Here is a 22,973-nt window from a genome sequence, read left to right as displayed (position 1 = left end):
CTCCCTGCCCCCCCGTCCCCCGACACCACCCTCCCCCCCTCTTCCGGGTGGGTCAGCCCCCGGGACTCAAAGGTATCGTTCCTGATGGGAGTGACAGTGAGAATGACCGAGTACGTGAGCTTCGACGCGGTCGGGCTCGCGGAGCTGGTGACCGAAGGCGAGGTGACCCCCGCCGAAGTGGAAGCAGCCGCACGCGAGGCCGCGCAGGCGGTCAATCCGCAGATCAACGCCATCGTGGAGACCTGGCCGGCCGACGACGGGCCCAGCCCCGGCAGCGCACCGCTGGCCGGGGTTCCTTTCCTGATCAAGGACATCGCAGTCGCCATGGCCGGGAAGCGGATGGAGCTGGGCAGCCGTCTCGCGGCCGGCAATGTCTCCGGCGCCGACTCCTCCCTGATGCGGCGTTTCCGTCGCGCCGGGCTCGTGACGTTCGGGCGTACCGCGACACCGGAGATGGCCTACAGCACCACCACGGAACCAGTGCTGTACGGCGCGACCGGCAACCCGTGGGACCCGGCGCGCAGCGCGGGCGGATCCAGCGGGGGCGCGGGCGCTGCCGTCGCTGCCGGCGTGGTCCCCATCGCGCACGCCACCGACGCCGCCGGCTCGATCCGCATCCCCGCCGCCTGTAACGGCCTGTTCGGATTGAAGCCCACACGCGGCCGGGTCTCCGTGGGCCCCTACTTCGACGAGCTCTTCAACGGCTTGGTGGTGCACGGCAGCATCAGCCGCACGGTACGCGACAGCGCCACGCTGCTCGACCAGATCCGCGGCCCGGAACCGGGTGACCCGTACTTCGCCCAGGAGCCGTCCCGGCCGTACCTGGAGGAAGTCACGCGCCATCCGGGCGCATTGCGGATCGGCGTCCTGACACACGCGTGGGGCGGGCACCGCACGAGCGTGCCGGTGGCCGACGCGCTCTCCCACACTGTGCGCCTGCTCGAATCCCTCGGCCACCAGGTGGAGGAGGCCGAGGTCGGCCTCGGGGTCGACTGGGAGGAGTTCGTCCTGGCCAGTGCCCGTCAGTGGACGGCGAATCTCACGGCCTCGGTCGACGAGCTGGCTGCCGCCTTCGGCCGGCCCATCGACTCCTCGACCCTGGAGCCGTCCACCCTTGCCAGCTACCACTACGGGCGGCAGGTCAGTGGCGCCCAGTTCGTCACCGCTCTCGAAATCCGTAACCGGATCACCCGAAGCCTGGCGCGCTACTTCGACACTCACGACATACTGCTCACCCCGACCGTGCCGGAGCTTCCCCCTCCCCTGGGCACTCATGCCGAGGGCGTGGAGGCCCTGGACGGCCTCGGCTGGCTCCGCCGCCTCTTCGACCTCTCGCCGTTCAGCGCGGCGTTCAATGTGGCGGGCACGCCCGCCATGTCCGTACCTGTGGCGGCCGACGCGGAGACGGGGCTCCCGATCGGTATGCAGTTCGCCGCCGGATACGGGCTCGAAGGCCGCCTCTTCCGCCTCGCCGGCCAACTCGAACAGGCAAGCCCCTGGTCAGGCCGGACCCCCACGGTGTGGGCAGGGACCCCCCCCGGGCCACTGAGGAGTGCTCCTGAAGCCGGGAGTCCACGTGCCACGCACGCGGAGGAGCACGTACGGCATCAGGCTCTGAGGAACGCCAGCACCGCCAGGACCCGGCGATGCCCGTCCGTGTACACCGGCAGATCGAGTTTGTTGAAGATGCTGCCGATGTGTTTGTTGATGGCGGCTTCGCTGATGAACAGGTGCGCCGCCAGGTTCGCGTTGGACCGGCCTTCCGCCATCAGGCCCAGTACCTCCTTCTCGCGGGCGCTGAGCCGCCCCAGAGGATCGGGGTGGAGCTTGACGAGCTGGTGGATCACCTCAGGGTCCACCACGGTCCCGCCGGCGGCGACGCGGTCGAGCGCCGCCATGAAGTCGGCGACCGCACCGACCCGTTCCTTCAGCAGATAGCCCACCGCGGCGCCCTGGCACGAATCGAGCAGTTGCAGGGCGTACGACCGCTCGACGTACTGACTGAGCACGAGCACCGGCAGCCCGGCGTAAGTCTCCCGCAGGGCGACGGCCGCACGCAGCCCGTCGTCCCCGTTCGAGGGCGGCATCCGTACATCCGTGATCACCAGGTCCGGCCGGTCCCGGTGAACGGCCTCGACGAGTGCGTCCGCGTCGCCGACCACGGCCAGCGTCTCGTGGCCGAACCGCTGCAACAGGCCGACCAGCCCTTCGCGCAACAGGACCGCGTCTTCTGCGAGGATCACGCGAAGTGGCATGGGATCTCCACGTGGAGAAGAGTCGGACCACCGGTTGGGCTCGACACGCGCATGCGGCCGTCCAAGGCGATGAGCCGGTCGGCAAGGCCGGTCAGACCGGTTCCGGCGGCCGGATCGGCGCCGCCGTGTCCGTCGTCCGTGATCTTGAGGACCAACAGGTCGGAGTGGTAGCGGCCGTGCACTTCCGCGCTCCGGGCGCCGCTGTGTCGCGCGATATTCGTCATGGCCTCGTTGATCAGGTAGTACACGTTCGTCTCCAGCTGCCGGGGAAGTCTTCCCGGCAGCTGGAGATCGACGGTGACCGGGAAGGGGAAGCGGCCCGCATGGTCCTCGACCGCGGCGACCAGACCGTGGTCCGCCAGCACCGGGGGATTGAGCCCTCGGATCAGACTGCGCAACTCCCGGTGCGTTGCGGAGAGTTGGGTTTCGGCCTTGGTGAGCTGGGCGGCGAGCGGGGACCCTTCGGGGATGTCCAGACGCATCAGACCGAGCGTCATCCCGAGCGAGACCAGCCGTTGCTGCGCGCCGTCGTGCAGGTCGCGCTCGATGCGTACACGCTCCGCGTCGAAGGAGTCGATGAGCCGCACCCGCGACGCGTGCACCTCGTGCAGCGACTCCCCGAGCTCCTCGTCCCGTGGGGCGAGGAAGGTCCGGGCGAGCGCGGCGCGCGCACCGGCCCACGACGTCACGGTGTACGGCGAGGCCAGCAGGACGACGGCGCCGAAGACCGCCCATGGCCAGGTGGCGCTGTCGACCGCCTGGAAGGTCAGCGCGGGCAGACCGAAGGAGAAGGCGAGCACCAGCAGGTCCAGCCACCACAACGCCGCCGCGGAGATGAGTGTGAAAAGCAGTTCCCGCCAGGTGACCTGTTCGGTCAGGCGGGTCGACACCCAGGCCCGGAATCCGGACTCCTCCGGCCGCCGGTGAGGGTCCGGCATCCCGTCGAGGTCGACGATACGCAGTCGGCGCCGCTCGACTGTCGCCACGGTGACCGAGGACAGGACGACGCCGACGAGGGGGGCCACGCCGACCAGCACCACCAGCAGGATCAGCCCGGCCACGAGCCCGGTCACGAACACCGCCACGGCGGCCGCGCCGACCACGACACCGGTGGCCAGGTATGCCAGTGACCGCCACGGCCAGGTGGACGTCAAGAAGCTCAGTGGACGCTGAGCCATCGCCTGCCAAGCCGTTCTGGGACGCATGGGGCAACGGTATGTCAGGCGACTCTTCCACCGCGGTAGAGCTGGCTCTACTTGTGAAGTAGAGCGCGGATCAATGTGGTGCACCGGGTCGCTCCTCTGGAATCGACCCCATGACCACAACGAGACAGGCACCCGCATCGGATGCGGTTCAGCTGCAGACCGTCCGGAAGATCTACGGGGCCGGCGACCGCTCGGTCGCCGCGCTGGACGGCGTTTCCATCGGCTTTCCGCGCGGGACGTTCACCGCCGTCATGGGGCCGTCCGGCTCCGGGAAATCCACACTGCTGCAGTGTGCGGCCGGCCTGGACCGGCCCACCGAGGGGCGGGTGATGCTGGCCGGCATCGACATCGGCCAGGAGAGCGAGAAGAAGCGCACCACACTGCGGCGCGACCACATCGGCTTCGTGTTCCAGGCCTTCAACCTGGTCGCATCGCTGACCGCGGCGCAGAACGTGGAGCTTCCGTCCCGTTTCGCCGGGCGCCGAGTCAGCCGGGAGCAGGTCGACGCCGCGCTCGCCGAGGTCGGGCTGGCGGAGCGGGCCGGCCATCGGCCCGGCGAGCTGTCCGGTGGTCAGCAGCAGCGCGTCGCGCTCGCCCGCGCCCTGGTGACCCGGCCGGACGTGCTGTGCGCGGACGAGCCCACTGGCGCCCTGGACACCGCCACCTCGCGTGAGGTGCTGCACATGATGCGCCTGCTGGTCGACAAGGAGGGGCAGACCACCCTCATGGTCACCCACGACCCGGTGGCCGCCGCGGTCGCCGATGTGGTCGTGTTCCTCAAGGACGGCCGCATCGCGGACCGGATCAGCCTCAGCCGCGACTCCGACGGCCGCAACGCGGCCTCGATCGCCGCGCACATGGCGAGCCTGGAGGCGTGATGCTGGTCTTCGCGAACGTCCGTGAACGCTGGACCAGTTTTCTCGCGGCCTTCGTCGCGGTACTGGTCGGCGTGGCACTCATCACCACCACTTTGATCATCTACGACTCCTCCCGCCCCCAGGTCCAGTCCAGGCTGTCGGCCGCCTCCGCGATCGCCGTCCCCGACCAGGTGGTCGACCAGGACAGGACCCCGGAAGACCGGATGCCGTGGAGCCGCGACGAGGCCCAGCCGCTGATCCACGAGTTGGGCGCGGTGCCGGGCGTGGGCTCCGTGGTGGTGGATCGCTCGTTCTACGCGCAGGCGTTCCTCGGCAGCGAGCCGGTTAGGGACGAAGGAGCCCTGGAGGCAGGACACGGCTGGTCGAGCGCACGGCTCGCGCCGTACAACCTCGTCACGGGACGGGCACCCGCCGCGGCCGACGAGGTCGTGGTGGACCGGGCGCTCGGAGTGGCGGCGGGCACGACACTCACGGTGAACATCACCGCCGGGCGTACCGAGTTCCGTGTGGTCGGCACCGTGGACGGAGCGGGCTACTACTTCACCGACGACTTCGCCACGCGGCAGCAGCCGGGCGTCGGTGCCATCGCGATCCTCGCCGACAGAGGCGCGTCCGTCGGCGACATCAAGGCAGAGGCCGAGAGAGTCGTCGGCGACAAGGGCACCGTGCTCTCCGGCGACGGCCGGTCCGCGCTCCAGCCGGAGTACGTGGAACACAAACGGTTCCTCGGCACGCAGCTCATCGGAGCCATGGCGACGCTCGGCCTGTTCACCACCGTCTTCGTGGTCGCGTCCATGCTGGTCCTGGCAACGGGGCTGCGGCGGCGGGAGATCGGCCTGCTGCGGACGATCGGTGCATCTCCGCGCCAGGTGCGCCGGATGATCCTGGGCGAGGCGGGCCTCGTCGGCCTGCTGGGCTCGCTGGCAGGCTGCCTGGTGGGCGTCGGGGCCGCGCCGCTGCTGCGCGACATCCTGCAAGGGCTCGACGTGACGCCCCCGGAGCTCACGGTGCGGGTGTCGATGTGGCCGCTGTTCACGGCGGCCGCGATCGGTGTCGGCGTCAGCGTCCTGGGAGCGTGGTCGGCCGGCCGGACGGCCGCGCGGGTGACGCCGATCGAGGCGCTGCTGGACAGCACGGCGAACAGCCGGACGATGAGCCGCGTCCGTTGGATCGGCGGCCTGACCGCGCTCGGCCTCGGGGTGGTGCTCGCGATCGCGACCGCCACGGTCGGTGCCGACACCCGGATCAACATGGCGATCTTCGCGACGATGGTCCTCATCGTGGCGGCGGCGCTGCTCGCCCCGGTGTGCGTCGGCCCCGTCGGACGGGCGCTCACCTCGCCCTTCGAGCGTCTCGGCTCGGCCGTCCCGCTTCTCGTGCGGGCGGAGCTGCGCGCCGACTCGCGCCGGGCGGCGTCACTCGCGGCCCCGGTGATCGCGGCCGTCGGTTTCGCCGTCCTGCTCAGCGGCATGGTGGAGACGATGCGTGTGGCGTACCCGGCGGGCGACGCGCTCAAGCTCGCGGGACAGGTGATCGTGACGCCGGACAAGACCCTGGGCAACACCGACGAGGTGGTCACCGCCAACCCGGTGGGCAGGGCCGCGCTGCCGACCCGGGCCTTCGTCCGCGACAAGGACGGCACGCTCACCGTCATCGACGCGCTCGGCTCGCGCGATGAGCGCTGGAACAAGCCGGGGCAGGCGGTGCTCGGCGGGAGGATGGCGGACTTCCTCGGTGTGAAGGCCGGTGACGAGCACGCCGTGAGGTTCGCCGACGGCGCCACGGTGAAGCTGCGCATCGCCCGGATCCTGCCGGACGACCCCGCCCGAGGTGACTTCGTGATGTCCCGTCAGCTGGTGCGCGCGCACGACCCGGCCGCGCTCACCGACGACATCTTCGTCCCGTTGGAGTCGAAGCCCGCCTCGGTCGTTCCCGGCACGGGCGTGCACGACGCCGTGCAGTACGCGCTCGACGACTACGCCACCGACGCGAAACTGACCGACAGCCTCGCGGTCATGCTGATCGTCATCGCCGTCGGCTACAGCGGGATCGCCGTGGCCAACAGCATGGCCATGACCGCGCACGGCCGGCGCCGCGACTTCGCCGTGATGAAGTCGGCCGGCGGCACGGTACGGCAGCTACTGCTGTTCTCCGCCGCCGAGACCACCCTCGTCGTGGCCGTCGGCGCGGCACTCGGCATCCTGGTGACCTTGGGCCCGCTGGCCGGCATGGCGTCCGGACTGTCCCAGGCGACCTCCACGGACATCGGCCCGCACCTGAACCTGTCCACCATCGCCGCGGTGATCCTCGGCTCGCTCGTGGCGGCAGTTGCGGCGAGCGTGGTCATCACCTGGCGGACCATGCGGCGGGAGGCAGCCTAGGACGGCAGCGCGCGGCACACAGGCCGGGGGCCCGCGACCCGGCCTGTCGTCTCCCGCGGGAAGCACACCGACCCCGCGCCGGTCGGGTTCAGGCCGGCGCTCACACGGCGGAAGGGCTGACGTGGCTCACGCGTCCGTACGCTCCCCGGCCGGTTTCTCCTCGCCCGCGGCACGGGGGCCGGGCACCGTGCCGCGGTGAGGTCGAGGCCGGCGGCCATGTTCGGATTCACCTCGCCGTACGTGCTCGTCATCCGGTTGGGCATCACTGATAGTGGGCGCAACGGGACCCGGAGGCGCTCGGTGCAGGAATGAGGACCCGAACGGGAGCTGAGGAATTGTCGGAACGCCGAGACCGGGGGAACAAGGCGCGCGGGCGGGGCATGCGGCAACGCTTCGGCGTTCCGGTCTACCTGACCACCGCGTATCTGGCCCGCTTCGCGGACGAGGGGATGCCGATCGCCTTGGCTCTGCTCGCGCTGTACCGCACCGGTAGCGCGGCCGAGGGGGCCTACCTCCTCACCGCGTGGATGGCACCGCACGTACTGACCGGCCCGCTGACCGGAAGCCTGGCCGCAAGAGTGCGGCGCCCGCGCCTCTTCTACTCGGGGGCGCTCGCCGTGTTCGCGGCGTCGATCCTCGTGCTCGCGCCGGCCGTCGGCCGGGCGCCGTTCGCTGTGACGGTCGTGGTGGCGCTGGCAGGCGGCAGCTGCGGACCGATCGTCACCGGAGGGCTGTCCGCACTGCTGTCCGGCCTGTTGGCCGAAGGAGCGTCCCGGCAGCGGGGGTACGCCCTGGACGCGGCGACCTTCAACGCGGCGGCGGTCACCGGAGCCGCGGCGGTGACGCTGGTCGCGGGGGCGGGGACACCCGTCGCGGCCACGGCTCTCCTGGGCGGCGGGGCGGCCGCGGCCGCCCTCCTGGTGGCCGTCCTGCCGTACCCGTCGGCCGTCCGGCCCGCCGACAGGCCCTCGTTGGTGGCGGATCTGGGGGCCGGGCTGCTGGCGGTATGGCGGATCGTCGAGCTGCGGGCCATCACCGTTGCGACCGTCGTCGCCTTCGGCGGCATCGGAGGGCTCGCCATGACGGCGGTGCTCCTGGCCGAGGGCCCGGCCACGGCGGTGGGAGGCGGGATCGCGGCGACGGAGGGCGGGCCGGGACACATCGCCGGCGGCTATCTGATGACCGCCTTTGCCCTGGGCGGGCTGACCGGCTCACTGGTACTCGCCCGGTGGCAGCCGTTCGCGACCGTGCAACGACTCGCCCTCTGCGCCCTGCTGGGTACGGGCGCGACACTGGCCGCCGCCGCGCTCGTACCCTCCTTCTCCACGCGCGTCGCTCTGTTCGCCCTCGCCGGTCTGTGCGACGGGCCGCTGCTCGGAGCCACTTTGCGTATCCGTGCGGAGCACGCGCCTCCTCCCGTACTGCCGCAGGTCTTCACGGTCGGAGCGGGGCTGAAGATGTCCGCGGCGGCCTGTGGCGCGGCTCTCACCGGGGCGGCCGCCGCGCTGGGCGCCCCCTACCTGCTGCTGTCCATCGCCGCTCTCCAGTTCGTGGCTGCGCTCCTGTACGTGCTGGTGCGCGGCCGCGGAACCCGGCCGGCGGAGACCACCGCCGAACCCTGTCGCTCCGGCGCGCGCGGCCGCACGTGAGTCTCCGGTCCGTCCGACCCCTTCCGACCCCTTCCGATCCCCTTCCGATCTCCCTCCTCCGGCCGAGCGGGTCAGACGGACAGGGAGGCGTGGACGCGGTCCAGGATCACGTCGGCCAGCTCCACGGCCTGGACGCGGATCTCCGGGACGGCCGTCGTCTCCCACAGGTTTCCGCGCCGCAACTGTCCCAGCGTCCACACCGGGGCCGCGGGGCGTCCGGCCGCCGGGACGAGCCGCCCCTCGGCCGTGGTGTCGAGGCCCAGCCCCTGGGGTCCGGGCACGGCGGTCCCCGAATCCAACAGGCTGCGGACGAGCGGATCGGCCAGCTCGCGGGTTCGGCCCTCGGTGCCCACACAGTTCACCACGGTGCCGACCGTGATCGAGCGGCCGTCGGACAGGTTGACGGTGACACTGCGCCCGTTCTCGCCCGCCCGCGCCGCGATGACCTCGGCCGCCCGCACCGTCAGCCGCTCGGACCGCAGCGATTCCGTCAGGGCCCGGTCCGTCGCCGGGGCCAGCCGGTGCCGGCTCACCTCCCACTCGCGGAGTGTGCCGGCCAGGAACCGCTCGCGGTCGGCGGAGGAGAGCCGTTGCCACATCTCCGTGACGTGTGGGCGTAATTCGTCGATGGCCGGCCGCCAGTCCCCGTGCTGCCGCCGGTACTGCGCGGCCCGGCGCAGGACCTCCCGGCGCATCTGCGCCAGGTCACCATGGGCCGGGACGGGACCGGGCGCGACCGCCGGCGCGCCCACGGGGGCGGCCACGGCATGGGGGAGCGGCACCAGTCCCTGCCGGGACACGGCGTGCACCGTGCGGCCCGGTGCGCACAGCGTGCGGGCGACGTCGCACATCGTCAACCCGGTTCCCACGAGCAGTACGTCCCGGTCACCGGCGATGCCGTCGAGGGCTCCCGGATGCCAGGGGTCGTCCACGAAACAGGGCGAGCGCCACAGGCCCTCGGGCACCCATCCACGGCCCGGTGCGAGGTTCCCCAGTGCGCACACCGCCGCGTCCGCGTCGAGTGTGCCGCCCTCGCGCAGACGCAGCCGTACGCGGTCGGCGTCGGCAGTCCCCCCGACGGCGACGACGCGGGTGCAGCGCCGGTGGAGCGTCGCGATTCCCTCCGCGGCGTCGACCGACCGGCGCAGCACGTCCACCAGGTAGCTGCCGTAGATCCCGCGTGGGACATACGCGCCGGGATCGAACGGCCGGCCCGCCCGCCGGGAGAGCCACCGTACGAAGTCGTCCCCGTCGGCGGGCAGAGCGCTCATCCGGCCCGCCGGGACGTTCAGCAGGTGCCGTGGGTCGGCCGTGGCGTACGCCAGCCCCCGCCCCGTACAGCGCGCGGGGTCGATCAGGTCGACCGAGATCCGGCGGCCGGCCCGGACGGCCGAGTCCAGCAGCCGGGCCGAGACCAGTGTTCCGGCCGCGCCCGCGCCGACGACCACGACGCGCGCTGTTTCCTCAGCCATGGCTCACCCGACTCCGTCGGCCATGCCGGCGGCGAGCGTGGTGCCGTCCGCGGGGTCGATGAGCAGGAACGACCCGGTACGCCGGGAGTCGGCGTAGCGGTCGATGGCCAGCGGCTCCGCGGTCCGTACGACGATCCGGCCGATGTCGTTGGCGACGAGCGCGCCGGGGGCCGGGTGCTGGGAGAGATCGCCCAGGGTGAGCCGGGACGGGATGTCCTTGACGATCGCCTTGACCGTGCGGGTGGTGTGTTTGAGCAGCACCCGCTGGCCCACGTTCAGCGGCTGGGCGGCGACGTGACAGACGAGTGCGGTGACGTCCCGCGAGGTGGCGGGTGCCGACGCGCTGGGGACGATCAGGTCGCCGCGCGAGATGTCGATCCCGTCGCGGAGCCGCAGGGTCACCGACTGCGGCGCCCACGCCGCGTCAACGGACCGGCCGAGCACGTCGATCGCCTCGACGGTGCTGGTGCGGCCCGACGGCAGTACGGTGACCTGCTCGCCGACCCGGAAGGTGCCCGCGGCGATCTGGCCCGCGTAGCCCCGGTAGTCGGGGTGTGCGGCGGACTGCGGACGGATGACGTACTGGACCGGGAAACGCGCCTGGGCCGTGGCGAGTTCATGCGTGACGGGCACTGTCTCCAGGTGTTCGAGGACGGTGGGTCCGCCGTACCAGTCCATGTGCGCGGACGGCTCGACCACGTTGTCCCCGGCGAGCGCGGAGATCGGGATGGCGGTGGTCTCGGGAATGCCCAACTCGCGTGCGTACGTGGCGAACGCCGCGGCTATCGTGGCGAAGACGGGCTCGGCGTACTCCACCAGGTCCATCTTGTTGACGGCGAGGACGACGTGCGGGACGCGTAGCAGCGCGGCGACGGCGGCGTGGCGGCGGGTCTGTTCGACCACGCCGTTGCGGGCGTCCACCAGGACCACGGCGAGTTCGGCGGTGGAGGCGCCGGTGACCATGTTGCGGGTGTACTGCACATGGCCCGGGGTGTCGGCGAGGATGAACCGTCGCCGGGGCGTGGCGAAGTAGCGGTAGGCGACGTCGATGGTGATGCCCTGTTCGCGCTCCGCGCGCAGTCCGTCGGTGAGCAGCGCCAGGTCGGGCGCCTCCTGGCCGCGGCTCAGGGAGGCCCGCTCGACGGCCTCCAGTTGGTCGGTGAGGACCGACTTGGAGTCGTGGAGCAGCCGGCCCACCAGGGTGGACTTGCCGTCGTCCACGGACCCGGCGGTCGCGAATCGCAATGTGTCGATGGTCATCTCTAGAAGTACCCTTCGCGTTTGCGGTCTTCCATCGCGGCCTCGGACATCTTGTCGTCGGCGCGGGTGGCGCCGCGCTCGGTGAGCCGGGAGGCGGCGATCTCGGTGATCACCGCGTCGAGGGTGGTGGCGTCGGAGTCGACGGCGCCGGTGCAGGACATGTCGCCGACGGTGCGGTAGCGCACGAGGCGCGTCTCGACGGTCTCGGTCTCCTTGGGGCCGCCCCAGTCACCGGCGGTCAGCCACATCCCGCTGCGGCTGAACACCTCGCGCTCGTGGGCGAAGTAGATCTCCGGCAGCTCGATCCCCTCGCGGGCGATGTACTGCCAGACGTCCAGCTCGGTCCAGTTGGAGAGGGGGAAGACCCGGACGTGTTCGCCGGGGGCGTGCCGGCCGTTGTAGAGCTGCCACAGCTCGGGGCGCTGGCGGCGCGGGTCCCACTGGGAGAACTCGTCGCGCAGGGAGAACACCCGTTCCTTGGCGCGTGCTTTCTCCTCGTCGCGGCGTCCGCCGCCGAAGACCGCGTCGAACCGTTCGGTCTGGATCTTCTCCGTGAGGGGCACGGTCTGCAGCGGGTTGCGGGTGCCGTCGGGCCGCTCGCGCAGTTTTCCCGCGTCGATGTACTCCTGTACGGAGGCGATGTGCAGCCGCAGTCCGTGCTGTTCCACGGTGCGGTCGCGGTACTCCAGGACTTCGGGGAAGTTGTGTCCGGTGTCGACGTGCAGCAGGGAGAACGGTACCGCCGCCGGGGCGAAGGCCTTCAGTGCCAGGTGGAGCATGACGATGGAGTCCTTGCCGCCGGAGAAGAGGATCACCGGCCGTTCGAACTCGCCCGCGACCTCGCGGAAGATGTGGACGGCCTCGGACTCCAGGGAGTCCAGATGGCTCAGTGCGTACGGGGCGTTCGTGCCCTCGGTGACGGCTGCGACGGTGGTGGTCACGCGAGACCCCTCTCGGTGAGCAGCGCGTGGAGCGCGGCGGCGGACTCCTCGACGGACTGGGTGTGCGACTCGATCCGCAGGTCCGGTGCCCCGGGGGCCTCGTAGGGGTCGTCGACCCCGGTCAGCCCGGTCAGCTCGCCGGCCGCCTGCTTGGCGTACAGGCCCTTCACATCGCGTACGGAGCACACCTCGACCGGGGTGGCCACATGCACCTCCAGATACGGCGTGTCACTGCTCCGGTGCCGTTCGCGGACCGCCTCCCGGCTGTCCGCGTACGGCGCGATCACCGGGACCAGGGCGAGGATGCCGTTGCGTGCCAGCACCTCCGCCACCAGTCCGACGCGCTGCACGTTGGCGTGCCGGTCCGCGCGGCTGAAACCGAGCCCGGCGGAGAGGAAGGTGCGTATCTCGTCTCCGTCCAGCACCTCCACACGACGTCCGTCGTCGCGCATCCGCCCGGCGAGTTCGTGCGCGAGGGTGGTCTTGCCCGCGCTGGGCAGTCCGGTCAGCCACACCGTGGCCCCTGGCCAGCAGGTGCAGATGGCTTGCTGTTCCATCGGATCCCTTCCGATCGTGGTCGCGTCGACTGCGGTCGCGTACGGGTGGTTCTCAACGGACGGACGGGGCTTCTTCCTTGCGGGGCCCGACGGGCGCGGTCTTCTTCCCGATGGCGCTCTCCTCGGATCCCTCACGGGGCAGTTGGAGGGTGAGGAAGCCGAGGATCACCGCGACCACCGCGACCACGACGTAGTACCACATGAAATCTCCGGTGAGGTTCTTGAGAAATCCCGCCGTGTAGTTCCCGACGATTCCGCCGACTCCCTGGGTCACATTGGTGACACCGAAGATGACGGTGGCCGCCGCACCCGATGCCGATTTCGATACATAGGCGGGAACCAGCCCGTAGATCGGGTAGAACGCGAGGGCGAACAGGACGCCGGAGACCATCGGGAGAAATCCCACCGGGGCGATAACCAGCAGGACGGAAGAGGTGAAGAAGAGCACGTAGCACATCACCAGAGATGCGCGCACGCCGATCCGGTCGGAAAGCCAGCCGACGGCGAAGCCGGCGAACATTCCGATGATGCCGATGGTTCCCCAGACCCGGGCCGCGAAGTCGATGTCGAATCCAAGGCCCTCCCGCAGATACGGTGAGAGGTAGTTCTGGAACGGCATGCAGGCGAAGCCGTTGAGGAACTTGATGGTCCAGACGATGACCACCCAGCGCACCAGCACCATGCGCCAGCCGGCGCGGGCGCTGTCGTCCTTGACGGCACCGCCGGCCCCGGGGGCGCCGGTGTCGTCCGGCGTATCGCCGGCCACGTCCTCCTCGCGGCGGAAGAGCCCGAGCCGGTGGAAGGTGACGGCGGCCACCGAGGTGACCATCAACGTGCCGAAACCGACCGAATACCACAGCCCCCGCCAGTTGTCGTCCTGGACAAAGCCCGGAACCAGCAGGCTGTTGACGACGACTCCGTAACTGGTGCCGCTGGACACCAGCCCCAGCACCTTGCCCCGGTGCCTGAAGTCGATGACGCGGCCCACGACCTCCACCAGCGGCACGTATACGGAGGCCGCCGTACCGCCCATGATCGTCAGCAGGACCGCGATCAGGACGATGCTGTCGGTGACTGGCAGCAGCACCAGACACAGTCCGCACAGCGCGACCGAGCCGATCATCACCTGGCCGCCGCCTATGCGGGTCGAGAGCCAGGTGCCGAGCAGGGCGAACAGCAGAAAGCCGAGTTGTCCCGCCGCGGTGATGGTCCCGACCACCGTGTAGTCGAAGCCGAGGTCCCTGCGCATGTCGGTGACGAGTTGCGCGAAGAGGTAGAAGCCGAATCCGTAGGTCGCTGCCACAAAGCTGGTCAGCAGTACGGTGGTGACGAATCCGGCGATCGCATGGGATCGATTTCCGCTGGTCTGCCTGGTGTTCACTGCCGCTGTTGCCTTTCTGCCTGCTTCATTTCCGCCGACTCAGGACGCACGGTTCACCGCTCACGGCTTCCGGGCCACGTGGATGACGAAATCCACCGCGGAGATGTCGAATGTCTCCTGGAAGTCGCCGAAGGTGCGGACGGTGTCGAATCCCGAATCGGTCAGCAGTGACGAGAGCTCCGCCGAGAGGATGGGGTACACCTCCAGATGGTGGGTGCCCCCGTCCTGGAAGTCGTACTGGAATCGGCACAGCTTCTCGTCGACGTGTGCCACGGTCACACTCGCCCCGGTTCCGCAGTAGTAGTACTTTCCGGTGCTCTGGTACCGGTGCCGGCGGATCGCGTCGAAGTTCCGGTGGTCGACGATGAGAATGCCGCCCGGGTTGAGGGCCTCGTAGAACTCCGAGAGCACCGTCCGGCGGTCGCTCTCCTGGAAGAGGTGCGGGAACGAACTGCCCAGGCAGACAATCGCGTCGTAGCGCCCGTCGATGTGCCGGCGCAGACCGCGCCAGTCGGCCTGGAGGACCTCGAAGGACTGCCCGTGCCGCTCGGCGTTGTGCCGGGTGCGCTCGATCATCTGGGCGCTGCCGTCGGCCGCGGTGACGTCGAAACCCCGCTGTGCCAGGGTGACCGAGTGGTAGCCGGTGCCCGTGGCGACGTCCAGCACCCGACGGGCCCCGGCATCGTTCAGGAGGTCCACGAAGAAGTCCCGCTCGCTGGCGCGCCGCCGCTCCCAGTCGATCAGTTGGTCCCAGAGGTCCACCAGGGTGGGGATGTACTGGCCCTCGAAGTCGTCCTGTGCGGCGCTCTCCGGGCTCGTCGTGCCCCGCGGGACGAGTGACCCCGGTGTGACCGGCGCGTGTTGGGGGAGGGGAGCCGCGCGGCCGGCCTGAGTCGCGTGCGTGGTCATGATGGTCCTCCGGATCTCGTGGACGGTTGCGGTCCGCGCGGCCCGGCGAGCACGGCATCGGGCGCGACGGAGGGGCGGACGGGGTGTGCGACGGGAAGGGGCGGCGCGCCGTACCGTGCCCGGCTCAGCGGTACTTCGCCGCGAACGCCGCGTACTTGAGGGCGAGTTCGTCGGCCCATTCGCCGGCGTCGCCGAGCTTCATGCTCTGGCACTCGTAGCCGAGCAGCCGCTTCATGATCGCCATCTCCGGCTCGGCGAAGTGCACCGTGCCGTCGTCGTCGATGCGGTCGATGCCGTCGGCGCGCTGGCATTCCTCGTTGATCCGGATCGCCTCGTCCCGCCCGAGACCCGCGGGCAGGTCGAGCGTGCCGCCGCCGCGGTGGACGCGGACCGGATAGCCGCCCGGCAGGCCGTCCGGCGCGGGCGCGTGCGCGATCACTCCGCTGTCGGTCGCCATGCCCTTGAGCACCCGTACGGCCGAGGAGGCGGTCAGCAGCTGGCCGTCGATGCCGCCGATCCGCTTCAGCCGGTCGGTGAGCTGTCCGAAGAGCGCGCTGTGGTCCAGCTCCGCGGTGCCGGGCCGGCCCCGCACTGTCGCCGCGAGGTGGTAGGAGCCCTTTCCGGCGTGGCCGAAGCGCGGCACGTAGTGACTGAAGTAGTGCTGAGCGGTGAGCCGGACCTGGACCTGCGAGGGGTGGGCGTCCAGCAGGTGTGCGGCGCTCCAGGTGAGTGCGGGAACGATGTTGGCGACGTTGCCCACGCCGATGGTGGGTGCCAGACCGACCGTGGCGAGGACCGGGCCGACCGCGTCGGGGAATGCGGCGTTCACCACCTCGGCGTCGATGGCCGAGGCCCGTACCGCCTGCATCAGCAGGTGGGTGAGTGTCAGGTGCATCGGCAGCCACGGCCCGAACTGGGCTTCGTCCAGCTCCTCGAAGGTCTCCTTGGGCAGGGCGGTGATGACCCGCCAGGACTGGAGCGAACCGCCCATGAAGATGATGTCGGGGCGGACCCGGGCGAGTGTGTCGGCCGTGGCGTCGACGTCGCGGAGATCGATGTGGACGGTGTCGACCGTTCCGTGCAGGCCGAGGTTGGTGGCGGTGAACAGGGCCAGGTTTCCGCGCCTGCGGATGGTCTCGGTGTCCCGCCCGGCCAGCACGACCCGGTTGGTCGCCGGGTCGGAGAGAAGCATGGTGAGCACCTTGGAGCTCAGGTCGCCCATGCCCAGCAGCATGATGAGGGGCTTGCCGGAACCCTCGTCCGAGGAATTCAAGAGGTGCCTCCCGTGAGGTGTGGAGGGAAAGGGGTGGGGGAGGGGTGCGTGCGTGCGCGCGGGGGAGCGCGCGCACCGGGGCCGGGTCAGCGCGGGTAGCAGCCGTTGTCGGCGCGCAGCAGCGCGCCCGTCAGGGTCCGGGACCGGTCGCTGAGCAGATAGGCGCAGACGTCGGCCACGTACTCGGGCAGGATGTCGCCGTCGAGCTGTTCCTGGCGCTTGTACTCGGCGTAGCGGTAGTCCGGTATCCGGTCGGCGATGGCCGTGTTGACGATGAGGCCGGGCGACACGACGTTGACCCGGATGTACGGCGCGAAGTTCATGGCGTTGGACTTCGTGAGGCCGATGACGCCGGCCTTGACCGTTCCGTAGAGCGCGTCGGAGCTGCCCACCTCGCCCGCGACCGAGGCCAGGTTGACGATGGCTCCGCGCCGCTTGACGGGCAACAGGTGGTCCGCGAAGCGGCGGGAGAGCCACACCGGACCCTTGATGTTCACGGCGATGACCCGCTCGATGGTGGGGTCGTCGTACTCCCAGACCGGCTGCCCGAGGTAGAGGCCGGCGTTGTTGACCAAGCCGTCCACTTCGGGGTGCGCGGCGAGGACCAGGTCCATGAAGGCGTCGCAGTCCTCGTGCGACGCGACGTCGGCGACATGGGTCTCCAGCGGCCGGCCCCGGTGCTGGTCGGCGAGCGACTTCAGGCCCGGCTCGTCGATGTCGCAGGTGATGACGGTCTTGCCCGCGTCCAGCAGCAGGCCGACCAGAGCCCGGCCGACGCCGCTGGCCCCGCCGGTGACGATGACGGTGGTGACGCTCATGTGGTTGCCTCCTTGACCGGCTGAAGCCGGTACTGGTCCAGGTGCTCGTAGAAGGGACGGCAGTGACGCTCGAACTCGCGCAGGTCGGGCCGGGTCTCGTAGGTGAAGCGGTAGGCGCGCCGGGGGCTGCTGAAGCTGTTGCTGGCGGCTACGTCCGTGTGCCAGCCGCTCCATGTGGTCCACTGCGGCTGCTCGCCCGCGTTCCACCGCAGGGCCTCGGGAAGGAAGGGAATCCCGACCGCGTCGCAGTAGGCCGCGAGAGTCGCCTCCGGGCGGTCGGCGAGGTCCGCGGCGTTGACGACCACCGGTGTGCTGCCCGTCAGCTCCCGCACGAAGTCGAAGGTCCTGGCGAGCTGCTCGTATCCGAGCACCTCCAGGGTGAGTTCGGGGTGCACCGTCGCGTGGGAGAGGACCGCTTCCCCGGGGTCACGGATCAGGAAGGTGTTCACCTGGCCCAGCAGGTAGCCGGGGTCGTCCAGGAGATGGTCGAGGCAGTGGTAGGGAAAGTCCTTGTGGAACACCGGGCCTTCGAGGCGCGCGGTCTCCATCATCCGCTTGATGTCCGGATAGGTGAGCGGGTGGCCCGGGTCCGGGTTCTTGTGCGGGATGGCGGCCCGCTCCTCGTGCATGAAGAACACGTAGGCGAAGGCTTCGTGGAAGACCCTGAAGTCGCGCCGCTCGATGAACGAGCGCTCCAGCGCGGTCGACATCGACCTGGGATGACTCCAGAGGGCGATGGACTTGTGCATGGCACCTCCTCGGTGACGGGGCACGGGGCACGGGGCACGGGGCACGGGGCACGGGGCACGGGGGCCGGCCCGCGGGGGCGGTCCGGGGCGGGGCGGGGCGGCTCAGACCAGCAGCAGGGGCTGCGCGGAGGCACTCACGGTCTGGAACTGGTGCGCGACGAAGTCGATCAACTTGCGTGTGTTGAGCATGACTTCGGTGTACGTGGAGACGAACGACCCGTAGTGTGCGAACTCCTCGGGACGCATGCCCGCCGGGTCGTACGCGCGGTGGAACGACGGGAGCCACATCAACTTCTCCAGAACGTCGGCCGGCACCTCCCGGTCGATGGCCGCGGAGTCGAAGACGGGCAGCTCGCTCTCGCGCCGCATGACGTCCGCGATGAACTGCGGCTTGCAGGTGTACGCGATCGCGCCCCCGGCGCTCTGCTCCAGATGCATGCTCAGCGTGCCGCCGTGCCCGGGCTCGTCGACCTCCAGGCTGGACAGCAGCGGCTTGACGGGGTGACCGTTCTCCCGGACGAGCCGGTGGATGCGCTTGAGAATGGCGAGCTCGGCCCAGCGCAGATCGGTCCAGGTGAGCTCGATGTCGCGGATCGCCGCCTCGAACCGGAGATCGTTGTTGGCTCCGAAACGGCCGATCATATGGGTGAAGACGGCACGCCATCGGTCGGTGCCGATGCCCCGGGAGCGCGCCTCGGCCAGTCCCTTCTCCACGGCGTCGGCGCAGGCGACGAACTGGGGGACCGTGTAGGAGAGGGTGGAGTTGACGGAGATCCCGCGCGCCACCAACTGCTGGATGACCTGGTAACCCTGTTTGGTGCCGGGGACCTTGACCATGAGGTTCGGGGATATCCGGGCGATGCGCAGGGCCTGTTCCAGCATGAGGTCGGCATCGAGCATATGGCGGGGGTCGAGCTGGCCCGACACCCAGCCGTACTGTCCTTCGGTGGCGTGCCACATCGGCAGCATCGCGCTTGCCGCTCGGCGCAGGGCCTCCTCGTAGACGAGCGAGAAGGTGCTCTCGACACCGGGGCTCGACTGGTAGCGGATGAGCTCCTGGATGTCGTGGCGCCAGCTCTCGGGGGAGGCCAGGACGCTCTGTGCGACCAGGGACGGGTTGGTCGTGATGCCGCGGACCAGGGACTGGTCGGGCGTCGTGGGACAGAGGAATCGGTCGAGCTGTTCCTGCCAGCGGTTCCTCGTGTCCTTGTCGGGTGCGGTGGCCAACTGGCGTTGGCACCAACGGGGGTAGTCGAGGGGCGAGGAGTCCCACCAGATCTCCGCCCTCTCACCGGCCTGCTGAAGCGCGTGAAGAACACTCGGCATACGGATCGTGCCTTTCCGACTCGGTCTCTCAGGAGGGCAAGGTGGACGTCACAGGACGGCGGCCGCAGCCGGGAGCCGGCCGGCCCACCCGTCCAGCAGAGCGGGGAGCTCCTTCATCGAGCTGAAGGTCACCGCCCCGTCGGCGGCGAGCCGCGCCGCCGTTCCGTTCTGTGGCGGCGCGTAGGCGAACACCGACATGCCGGCCGTGATCCCCGCCCGGACACCGACGGGGCTGTCCTCGACGACCGCACAGTGCTCGGGGAGCGCTCCGAGATCGGCCGCCGCGTGCAGGAAGAGGCCGGGGTCCGGCTTCCATGTGCCGACCTCGTAGGCGCTGTAGATGCGGTCCTGGAAAAGCGGTAACAGACCTGTCAGTCCCAGGGTGTTGAGGATCTTCTCCCGTGGTGCGCTGGACGCTGTGCAGAAGGGCGGCTCAAGCCCCTCCAGGACCTGCCGCACATGGGGAACCGGCCGCAGCTCGGTGGCGAAGAGTTCCGTGCACCTGTCGCGGAAATCCGTGACGAAGCGCGGTGGCAGCGCCCGGCCCAGTAGGGCTTCCAGCTCCGCGACCCATTCGGCGACCTTCCGCCCACGAATGAATTCCAATGCCTCATCCGAGGAGATGTCAAGCCCCTGCTCGGCAGTCATCTCCTGCATGACCCGTGCACTCAGCGTTTCGCTTTCGACCAGAACTCCATCGCAGTCGAATAAGATCACTCTCTTCGTCATGAGGATACCTTTCATGATCATGAACGCCGGTGTCGATATGGCATGTGCGGGTTTCTGTGCAGGATCCGGAAACCTTCCGGCGGCGGAACATCGCCAGTGAATCAGAGCGTTCTTACGATTCGCTCACCGCTCGATACCGGGCCGCCGGACTCGCGGGCATAAGTGTTCAATTCGGGCGCGCATGACAGAGTCTTCGGGCCTTCCTGGACCGGTCATCGCCGTGCGGCTAGCTTAATTCCGGGGCCCGTGACGGTCGCTCGGAAAGGAGCATCGCACCGGCGTCCCGCCCGATCACCTTTGCCGTCGGACTCTTCGATCAGACATCCGTGCGAGAGGGAGTTCAATGAAGTTCGCAGTTCTCGGCCCGCTGTCCCTGACGGACGGAAATGGTTCCCTGCTCCCGACCGCACCGAAGACGCGTCAGCTCCTCGCACTGCTGCTGATCCATCCGAACTCCCTGGTGACGCTCGACGCCTGCGTCCAGGAGCTGTGGGGCGAATCCTCGCCGCGCAGCGCCGTGCAGAGCGTGCACGCCCGGATCTTCCAGATCCGGCAGGCGCTGGCCGGCGACCTGTCCGGTCGGACGACGGACGAGAGCAAGCGGATCCTGGAGACGCATCATCAGGGCTATTCGCTTCAGGTCGAAGAAGGCTCCCTCGACCGGGACGTACTCGAAGCGCACCTGACGGAATTCCGTCGCGCCCAAGCGCGAAAAGATGACATGGAAGTCTCCGCGGCACTTCGTTCCGCGCTGGGCCTGTGGCGCGGCCGGACCCTGTTGGACATTCAGCAGGGGCCGTACATCTATTCCTATGTGACGGGAATGGAGGATCTTCGGATGACGCTGCTGGAGCAGTGCATCGAAGCCGAACTGCGACTCGGTATGCACCATCGATTGCTGTCGGAATTGAGCATGCTCGTCTCCCGGCACCCCGTGCAGGAGAATCTTCACGCCCAGTACATGATCGCTCTGTACCGGTCGGGCCGTACCGCGGAATCCCTCAGGGCCTATCACCGGCTCCACGAAACGCTCACGGAAGAACTCGGTATCGAGCCCTGCCATCGCATCAGGAAGCTGCGGACCGCCGTATTGACCGAGAGCGCCGAACTCGATGTGGTCACCCAGGACAGGGCCGCCCTCTCGATGGACCTGATGGCGAGCCGATAACGGAACCGCGCACCGGGATCAATCCTCGCCGGGGCCCCTGGGCGGTCACGGCGCTGTCGACGGAGGAGGGTGTCAGTGTCAGCCGTGGAGGTGTACTCGGCTCCCGAGGGCGGTTCCGGCCGCCGCGAGCGGGAGGAGAGGCGGAGCCGCCGGTTCGAGACCCGTATCGCCGTCTGTGCGGGCGGCGGGGAGGTCTGCGACGGGTGGGTGCTCGGCGTAGTGGGAGCGGCGCTGCCACTGGCGCGCGACGACCTTGAGCTCACGCCCCTGTGGGTCGGTCTGATCGGATCGGCCTCCCTGATCGGCCTCTTCTTCGGCGGCCTGGTCTTCGGATGGCTCACCGACAAGGTGGGCCGGCAGAAGATGTACCTCATCGACCTGCTGGTCTTCCTTGTCGGCTCCCTGCTGCAACTCCTGGTCCAGGACCCCGCCCAGCTCTTCGCCGTGCGGCTGGTCATGGGCGCGGCGGTGGGCGCCGACTACGCCATCGCCGGCGCACTGGTCGCGGAGTTCGCGACGCCCGCGCGACGAGGGCGCCTCCTGGCCTCCCTCATCGTCTTCTGGTACGTCGGCTACACCCTGGCGACCGGGTTCGGCATCGCGATGGCCTCCCTCACCGACAGCGCGTCCGCGTGGCGGTGGATACTCGCCAGCAGCGCGCTGCCCTCCCTCCTCGTGCTGCTCGTCCGGCTCGGCACCCCGGAGTCCCCGAGTTGGCTGGTGAGCAAGGGCCGGCTCGCGGAGGCGGAGGCGATCAGCCGGCGGTGGCTCGGCCGCGGCCTCGAACGGCCCACGTCCGACGGCGTACCGGTACGGACCCGCCACGCCACCCTCTTCTCCCCCTTCTACCTCCGCCGCACCCTGTTCACCAGCCTGTTCTGGCTCTGCCAGGTGACCCCGTTCTTCGCCATCTCCACCTTCGCTCCCCAAGTACTGAGTCAGCTCGGCGCTCCGGGCAACGGTCTCGGCGAGCTGCTGCTCAACGTCTTCCTGCTCCTGGGCTGCGTGACGGGCGTGGTGGTCATCAACCGGGTGGGGCGCAGGGCCCTCCTCATCTGGCCGTTCTGCGTCACTGCCGCGGCTCTCCTCGTCCTCGGACTGTGGCCCCAGGCGAACCAGGGGGTCATCGCGCTCTGCTTCGGCGTCTTCGCCCTGTTCCACGCGGGGTCGAGTGTGCTCCAGGCCGTATATCCGAGTGAGGTGTTCCCCACGGAGATCAGGGCCACCGGAATCGGGTTCGCCGCCGCGGTGAGCCGGATCGGAGCGGCCTTCGGTACCTTCCTCGTCCCGCTGGGGCTCCAGGCATGGGGCGTCGGCGCGGTGATGCTGCTCGGCTGCGCCGTCTCCGCGGCGGGCGCCGTGGTGTCGGCTGCCTGGGCGCCGGAGACCGGTGGTCTGGAACTGGCGGAGGCGAGCCGTCCGCAGCCTTCTGGGCGGATCCCGGTACCCGATCCGCGCCCCCTCCCCGAATCCCGCACCTTCGATGATCAGGAGACCCATGTCCCGGCGTCTGTTCACCTCGGAGTCAGTGACCGAAGGTCACCCCGACAAGATCGCTGACCAGATCAGCGACACCGTTCTCGACGCGCTCCTCCAGGAGGACCCGTCCTCCCGGGTCGCCGTGGAGACCTTGATCACCACCGGTCTGGTGCATGTCGCCGGCGAGGTGACCACCAAGGCGTACGCGCCGATCGCCCAGCTCGTGCGGAACAAGATCCTTGAGATCGGCTACGACTCCTCGAAGAAGGGCTTCGACGGCGCCTCCTGCGGCGTGTCGGTGTCCATCGGCGCGCAGTCGCCCGACATCGCCCAGGGCGTCGACACGGCGTACGAGAAGCGGGTCGAGGGTGCCGCCGCGGGCGGGGACGGCGACGAGCTGGACAAGCAGGGCGCCGGCGACCAGGGCCTGATGTTCGGGTATGCCTGTGACGAGACCCCTGAGCTGATGCCGCTCCCGATCCATCTCGCGCACCGGCTCTCGCGCCGTCTCTCCGAGGTCCGCAAGAACGGCACCATCCCCTA

The 22,973-nt window shown here is 69.8% G+C and carries 19 protein-coding genes and 1 pseudogene; 7 read left to right on the top strand and 13 right to left on the bottom strand.

Annotated elements, in window-relative coordinates:
• Positions 1-96 precede the first annotated feature (96 nt).
• Positions 97-1,542: pseudogene (locus ACFXPK_RS04270) on the top strand (amidase); the annotation flags it as partial.
• A 65-nt stretch (positions 1,543-1,607) separates the two neighbouring features.
• Here ACFXPK_RS04270 and ACFXPK_RS04265 read toward each other — a convergent pair.
• Together ACFXPK_RS04265 and ACFXPK_RS04260 are read right to left on the bottom strand one after the other, a co-directional pair.
• Entirely contained in the window at positions 1,608-2,255 is a 648-nt protein-coding gene (locus tag ACFXPK_RS04265) for a response regulator (RefSeq protein WP_384992755.1), read from the bottom strand.
• Complete coding sequence (locus ACFXPK_RS04260; protein ID WP_385071448.1) at positions 2,240-3,460, bottom strand: sensor histidine kinase; 1,221 nt, start codon at positions 3,458-3,460, stop codon at positions 2,240-2,242. Before ACFXPK_RS04260 ends, ACFXPK_RS04265 begins: the two co-directional genes overlap by 16 nt.
• A gap of 110 nt (positions 3,461-3,570) precedes the next feature.
• On the opposite strand from ACFXPK_RS04260, the gene ACFXPK_RS04255 reads away from it, so the two are divergent.
• From ACFXPK_RS04255 to ACFXPK_RS04245, 3 genes are all read left to right on the top strand, one after another.
• On the top strand, positions 3,571-4,338 hold the full coding sequence (locus tag ACFXPK_RS04255; RefSeq protein ID WP_384992751.1) for an ABC transporter ATP-binding protein: 768 nt from the start codon (positions 3,571-3,573) through the stop codon (positions 4,336-4,338).
• On the top strand, positions 4,338-6,719 hold the full coding sequence (locus tag ACFXPK_RS04250; RefSeq protein WP_385071445.1) for an FtsX-like permease family protein: 2,382 nt from the start codon (positions 4,338-4,340) through the stop codon (positions 6,717-6,719). Before ACFXPK_RS04255 ends, ACFXPK_RS04250 begins: the two co-directional genes overlap by 1 nt.
• A gap of 380 nt (positions 6,720-7,099) precedes the next feature.
• Entirely contained in the window at positions 7,100-8,368 is a 1,269-nt protein-coding gene (locus tag ACFXPK_RS04245) for an MFS transporter (protein ID WP_385071442.1), read from the top strand.
• Positions 8,369-8,439: 71 nt separating this feature from the next.
• Here ACFXPK_RS04245 and ACFXPK_RS04240 read toward each other — a convergent pair whose 3' ends face one another.
• The 11 genes from ACFXPK_RS04240 to ACFXPK_RS04190 form a co-directional block, all read right to left on the bottom strand.
• The gene (locus ACFXPK_RS04240) at positions 8,440-9,840 is read right to left on the bottom strand and encodes an FAD/NAD(P)-binding protein (protein ID WP_385071439.1); all 1,401 of its coding nucleotides are present in this window, start codon (positions 9,838-9,840) and stop codon (positions 8,440-8,442) included.
• A gap of 3 nt (positions 9,841-9,843) precedes the next feature.
• A complete protein-coding gene (locus ACFXPK_RS04235; protein WP_385071437.1) occupies positions 9,844-11,100 on the bottom strand; it encodes a sulfate adenylyltransferase subunit 1 in 1,257 nt (418 codons plus the stop codon).
• A 2-nt stretch (positions 11,101-11,102) separates the two neighbouring features.
• Positions 11,103-12,041 carry a sulfate adenylyltransferase subunit CysD gene (cysD, locus tag ACFXPK_RS04230; RefSeq protein ID WP_385070779.1) on the bottom strand — a complete coding sequence of 313 codons (939 nt, stop codon included), beginning with the start codon at positions 12,039-12,041 and terminating at the stop codon, positions 11,103-11,105.
• Positions 12,038-12,598 carry an adenylyl-sulfate kinase gene (gene cysC / locus ACFXPK_RS04225; protein WP_385071434.1) on the bottom strand — a complete coding sequence of 187 codons (561 nt, stop codon included), beginning with the start codon at positions 12,596-12,598 and terminating at the stop codon, positions 12,038-12,040. The genes cysD and cysC overlap by 4 nt, the downstream gene beginning before the upstream one ends.
• 52 nt (positions 12,599-12,650) lie before the next feature.
• Positions 12,651-13,979 (bottom strand): nitrate/nitrite transporter, encoded by a 1,329-nt coding sequence (locus ACFXPK_RS04220; protein ID WP_385071431.1) that lies wholly within the window; start codon positions 13,977-13,979, stop codon positions 12,651-12,653.
• Positions 13,980-14,039: 60 nt separating this feature from the next.
• Positions 14,040-14,888 carry a class I SAM-dependent methyltransferase gene (locus tag ACFXPK_RS04215; protein ID WP_385071428.1) on the bottom strand — a complete coding sequence of 283 codons (849 nt, stop codon included), beginning with the start codon at positions 14,886-14,888 and terminating at the stop codon, positions 14,040-14,042.
• A 124-nt stretch (positions 14,889-15,012) separates the two neighbouring features.
• Complete coding sequence (locus ACFXPK_RS04210; protein ID WP_385071425.1) at positions 15,013-16,161, bottom strand: hypothetical protein; 1,149 nt, start codon at positions 16,159-16,161, stop codon at positions 15,013-15,015.
• 86 nt (positions 16,162-16,247) lie between these two features.
• Positions 16,248-16,979 (bottom strand): SDR family NAD(P)-dependent oxidoreductase, encoded by a 732-nt coding sequence (locus ACFXPK_RS04205; RefSeq protein WP_385071423.1) that lies wholly within the window; start codon positions 16,977-16,979, stop codon positions 16,248-16,250.
• Positions 16,976-17,728 carry a hypothetical protein gene (locus ACFXPK_RS04200; RefSeq protein ID WP_385005004.1) on the bottom strand — a complete coding sequence of 251 codons (753 nt, stop codon included), beginning with the start codon at positions 17,726-17,728 and terminating at the stop codon, positions 16,976-16,978. The genes ACFXPK_RS04205 and ACFXPK_RS04200 overlap by 4 nt, the downstream gene beginning before the upstream one ends.
• A gap of 102 nt (positions 17,729-17,830) precedes the next feature.
• Positions 17,831-19,054: a transaldolase family protein gene (locus tag ACFXPK_RS04195; RefSeq protein ID WP_385005006.1), complete on the bottom strand. Its 1,224-nt coding sequence runs from the start codon at positions 19,052-19,054 to the stop codon at positions 17,831-17,833.
• Positions 19,055-19,102: 48 nt separating this feature from the next.
• Positions 19,103-19,783: an HAD family hydrolase gene (locus tag ACFXPK_RS04190; RefSeq protein WP_385071420.1), complete on the bottom strand. Its 681-nt coding sequence runs from the start codon at positions 19,781-19,783 to the stop codon at positions 19,103-19,105.
• Positions 19,784-20,126: 343 nt separating this feature from the next.
• Between ACFXPK_RS04190 and ACFXPK_RS04185 the strand changes: the two genes are divergently transcribed.
• The 3 genes from ACFXPK_RS04185 to ACFXPK_RS04175 all read left to right on the top strand — a co-directional run.
• Positions 20,127-20,951, top strand: coding sequence for a BTAD domain-containing putative transcriptional regulator (locus ACFXPK_RS04185; RefSeq protein ID WP_385005010.1), 825 nt, complete (start codon positions 20,127-20,129; stop codon positions 20,949-20,951).
• A 75-nt stretch (positions 20,952-21,026) separates the two neighbouring features.
• Complete coding sequence (locus tag ACFXPK_RS04180) at positions 21,027-22,511, top strand: MFS transporter (protein WP_385071416.1); 1,485 nt, start codon at positions 21,027-21,029, stop codon at positions 22,509-22,511.
• Positions 22,450-22,973 (top strand): S-adenosylmethionine synthetase N-terminal domain-containing protein (locus tag ACFXPK_RS04175; protein ID WP_385071414.1); only part of this gene is annotated, 524 nt, incomplete at its 3' end. The genes ACFXPK_RS04180 and ACFXPK_RS04175, both read left to right, overlap by 62 nt.

Source organism: Streptomyces sp. NPDC059142 (genome assembly GCF_042755665.1).
Classification (GTDB): Bacteria; Actinomycetota; Actinomycetes; order Streptomycetales; family Streptomycetaceae; genus Streptomyces.
This window is presented reverse-complemented; position numbering and strand designations above follow the sequence as displayed.

Coding starts and splice junctions, on each gene's coding strand:
- ACFXPK_RS04245 (WP_385071442.1), top strand. CDS start 7,100: ATGCGGCAACGCTTCGGCGTTCCGGTCTACCTGACCACCGCGTATCTG.
- cysC (WP_385071434.1), bottom strand. CDS start 12,598: ATGGAACAGCAAGCCATCTGCACCTGCTGGCCAGGGGCCACGGTGTGG.
- ACFXPK_RS04200 (WP_385005004.1), bottom strand. CDS start 17,728: ATGCACAAGTCCATCGCCCTCTGGAGTCATCCCAGGTCGATGTCGACC.
- ACFXPK_RS04185 (WP_385005010.1), top strand. CDS start 20,127: ATGAAGTTCGCAGTTCTCGGCCCGCTGTCCCTGACGGACGGAAATGGT.
- ACFXPK_RS04240 (WP_385071439.1), bottom strand. CDS start 9,840: ATGGCTGAGGAAACAGCGCGCGTCGTGGTCGTCGGCGCGGGCGCGGCC.
- ACFXPK_RS04205 (WP_385071423.1), bottom strand. CDS start 16,979: ATGAGCGTCACCACCGTCATCGTCACCGGCGGGGCCAGCGGCGTCGGC.
- ACFXPK_RS04260 (WP_385071448.1), bottom strand. CDS start 3,460: ATGCGTCCCAGAACGGCTTGGCAGGCGATGGCTCAGCGTCCACTGAGC.
- ACFXPK_RS04195 (WP_385005006.1), bottom strand. CDS start 19,054: ATGCCGAGTGTTCTTCACGCGCTTCAGCAGGCCGGTGAGAGGGCGGAG.
- ACFXPK_RS04190 (WP_385071420.1), bottom strand. CDS start 19,783: ATGACGAAGAGAGTGATCTTATTCGACTGCGATGGAGTTCTGGTCGAA.
- ACFXPK_RS04235 (WP_385071437.1), bottom strand. CDS start 11,100: ATGACCATCGACACATTGCGATTCGCGACCGCCGGGTCCGTGGACGAC.
- ACFXPK_RS04265 (WP_384992755.1), bottom strand. CDS start 2,255: ATGCCACTTCGCGTGATCCTCGCAGAAGACGCGGTCCTGTTGCGCGAA.
- ACFXPK_RS04255 (WP_384992751.1), top strand. CDS start 3,571: ATGACCACAACGAGACAGGCACCCGCATCGGATGCGGTTCAGCTGCAG.
- ACFXPK_RS04250 (WP_385071445.1), top strand. CDS start 4,338: ATGCTGGTCTTCGCGAACGTCCGTGAACGCTGGACCAGTTTTCTCGCG.
- ACFXPK_RS04215 (WP_385071428.1), bottom strand. CDS start 14,888: ATGACCACGCACGCGACTCAGGCCGGCCGCGCGGCTCCCCTCCCCCAA.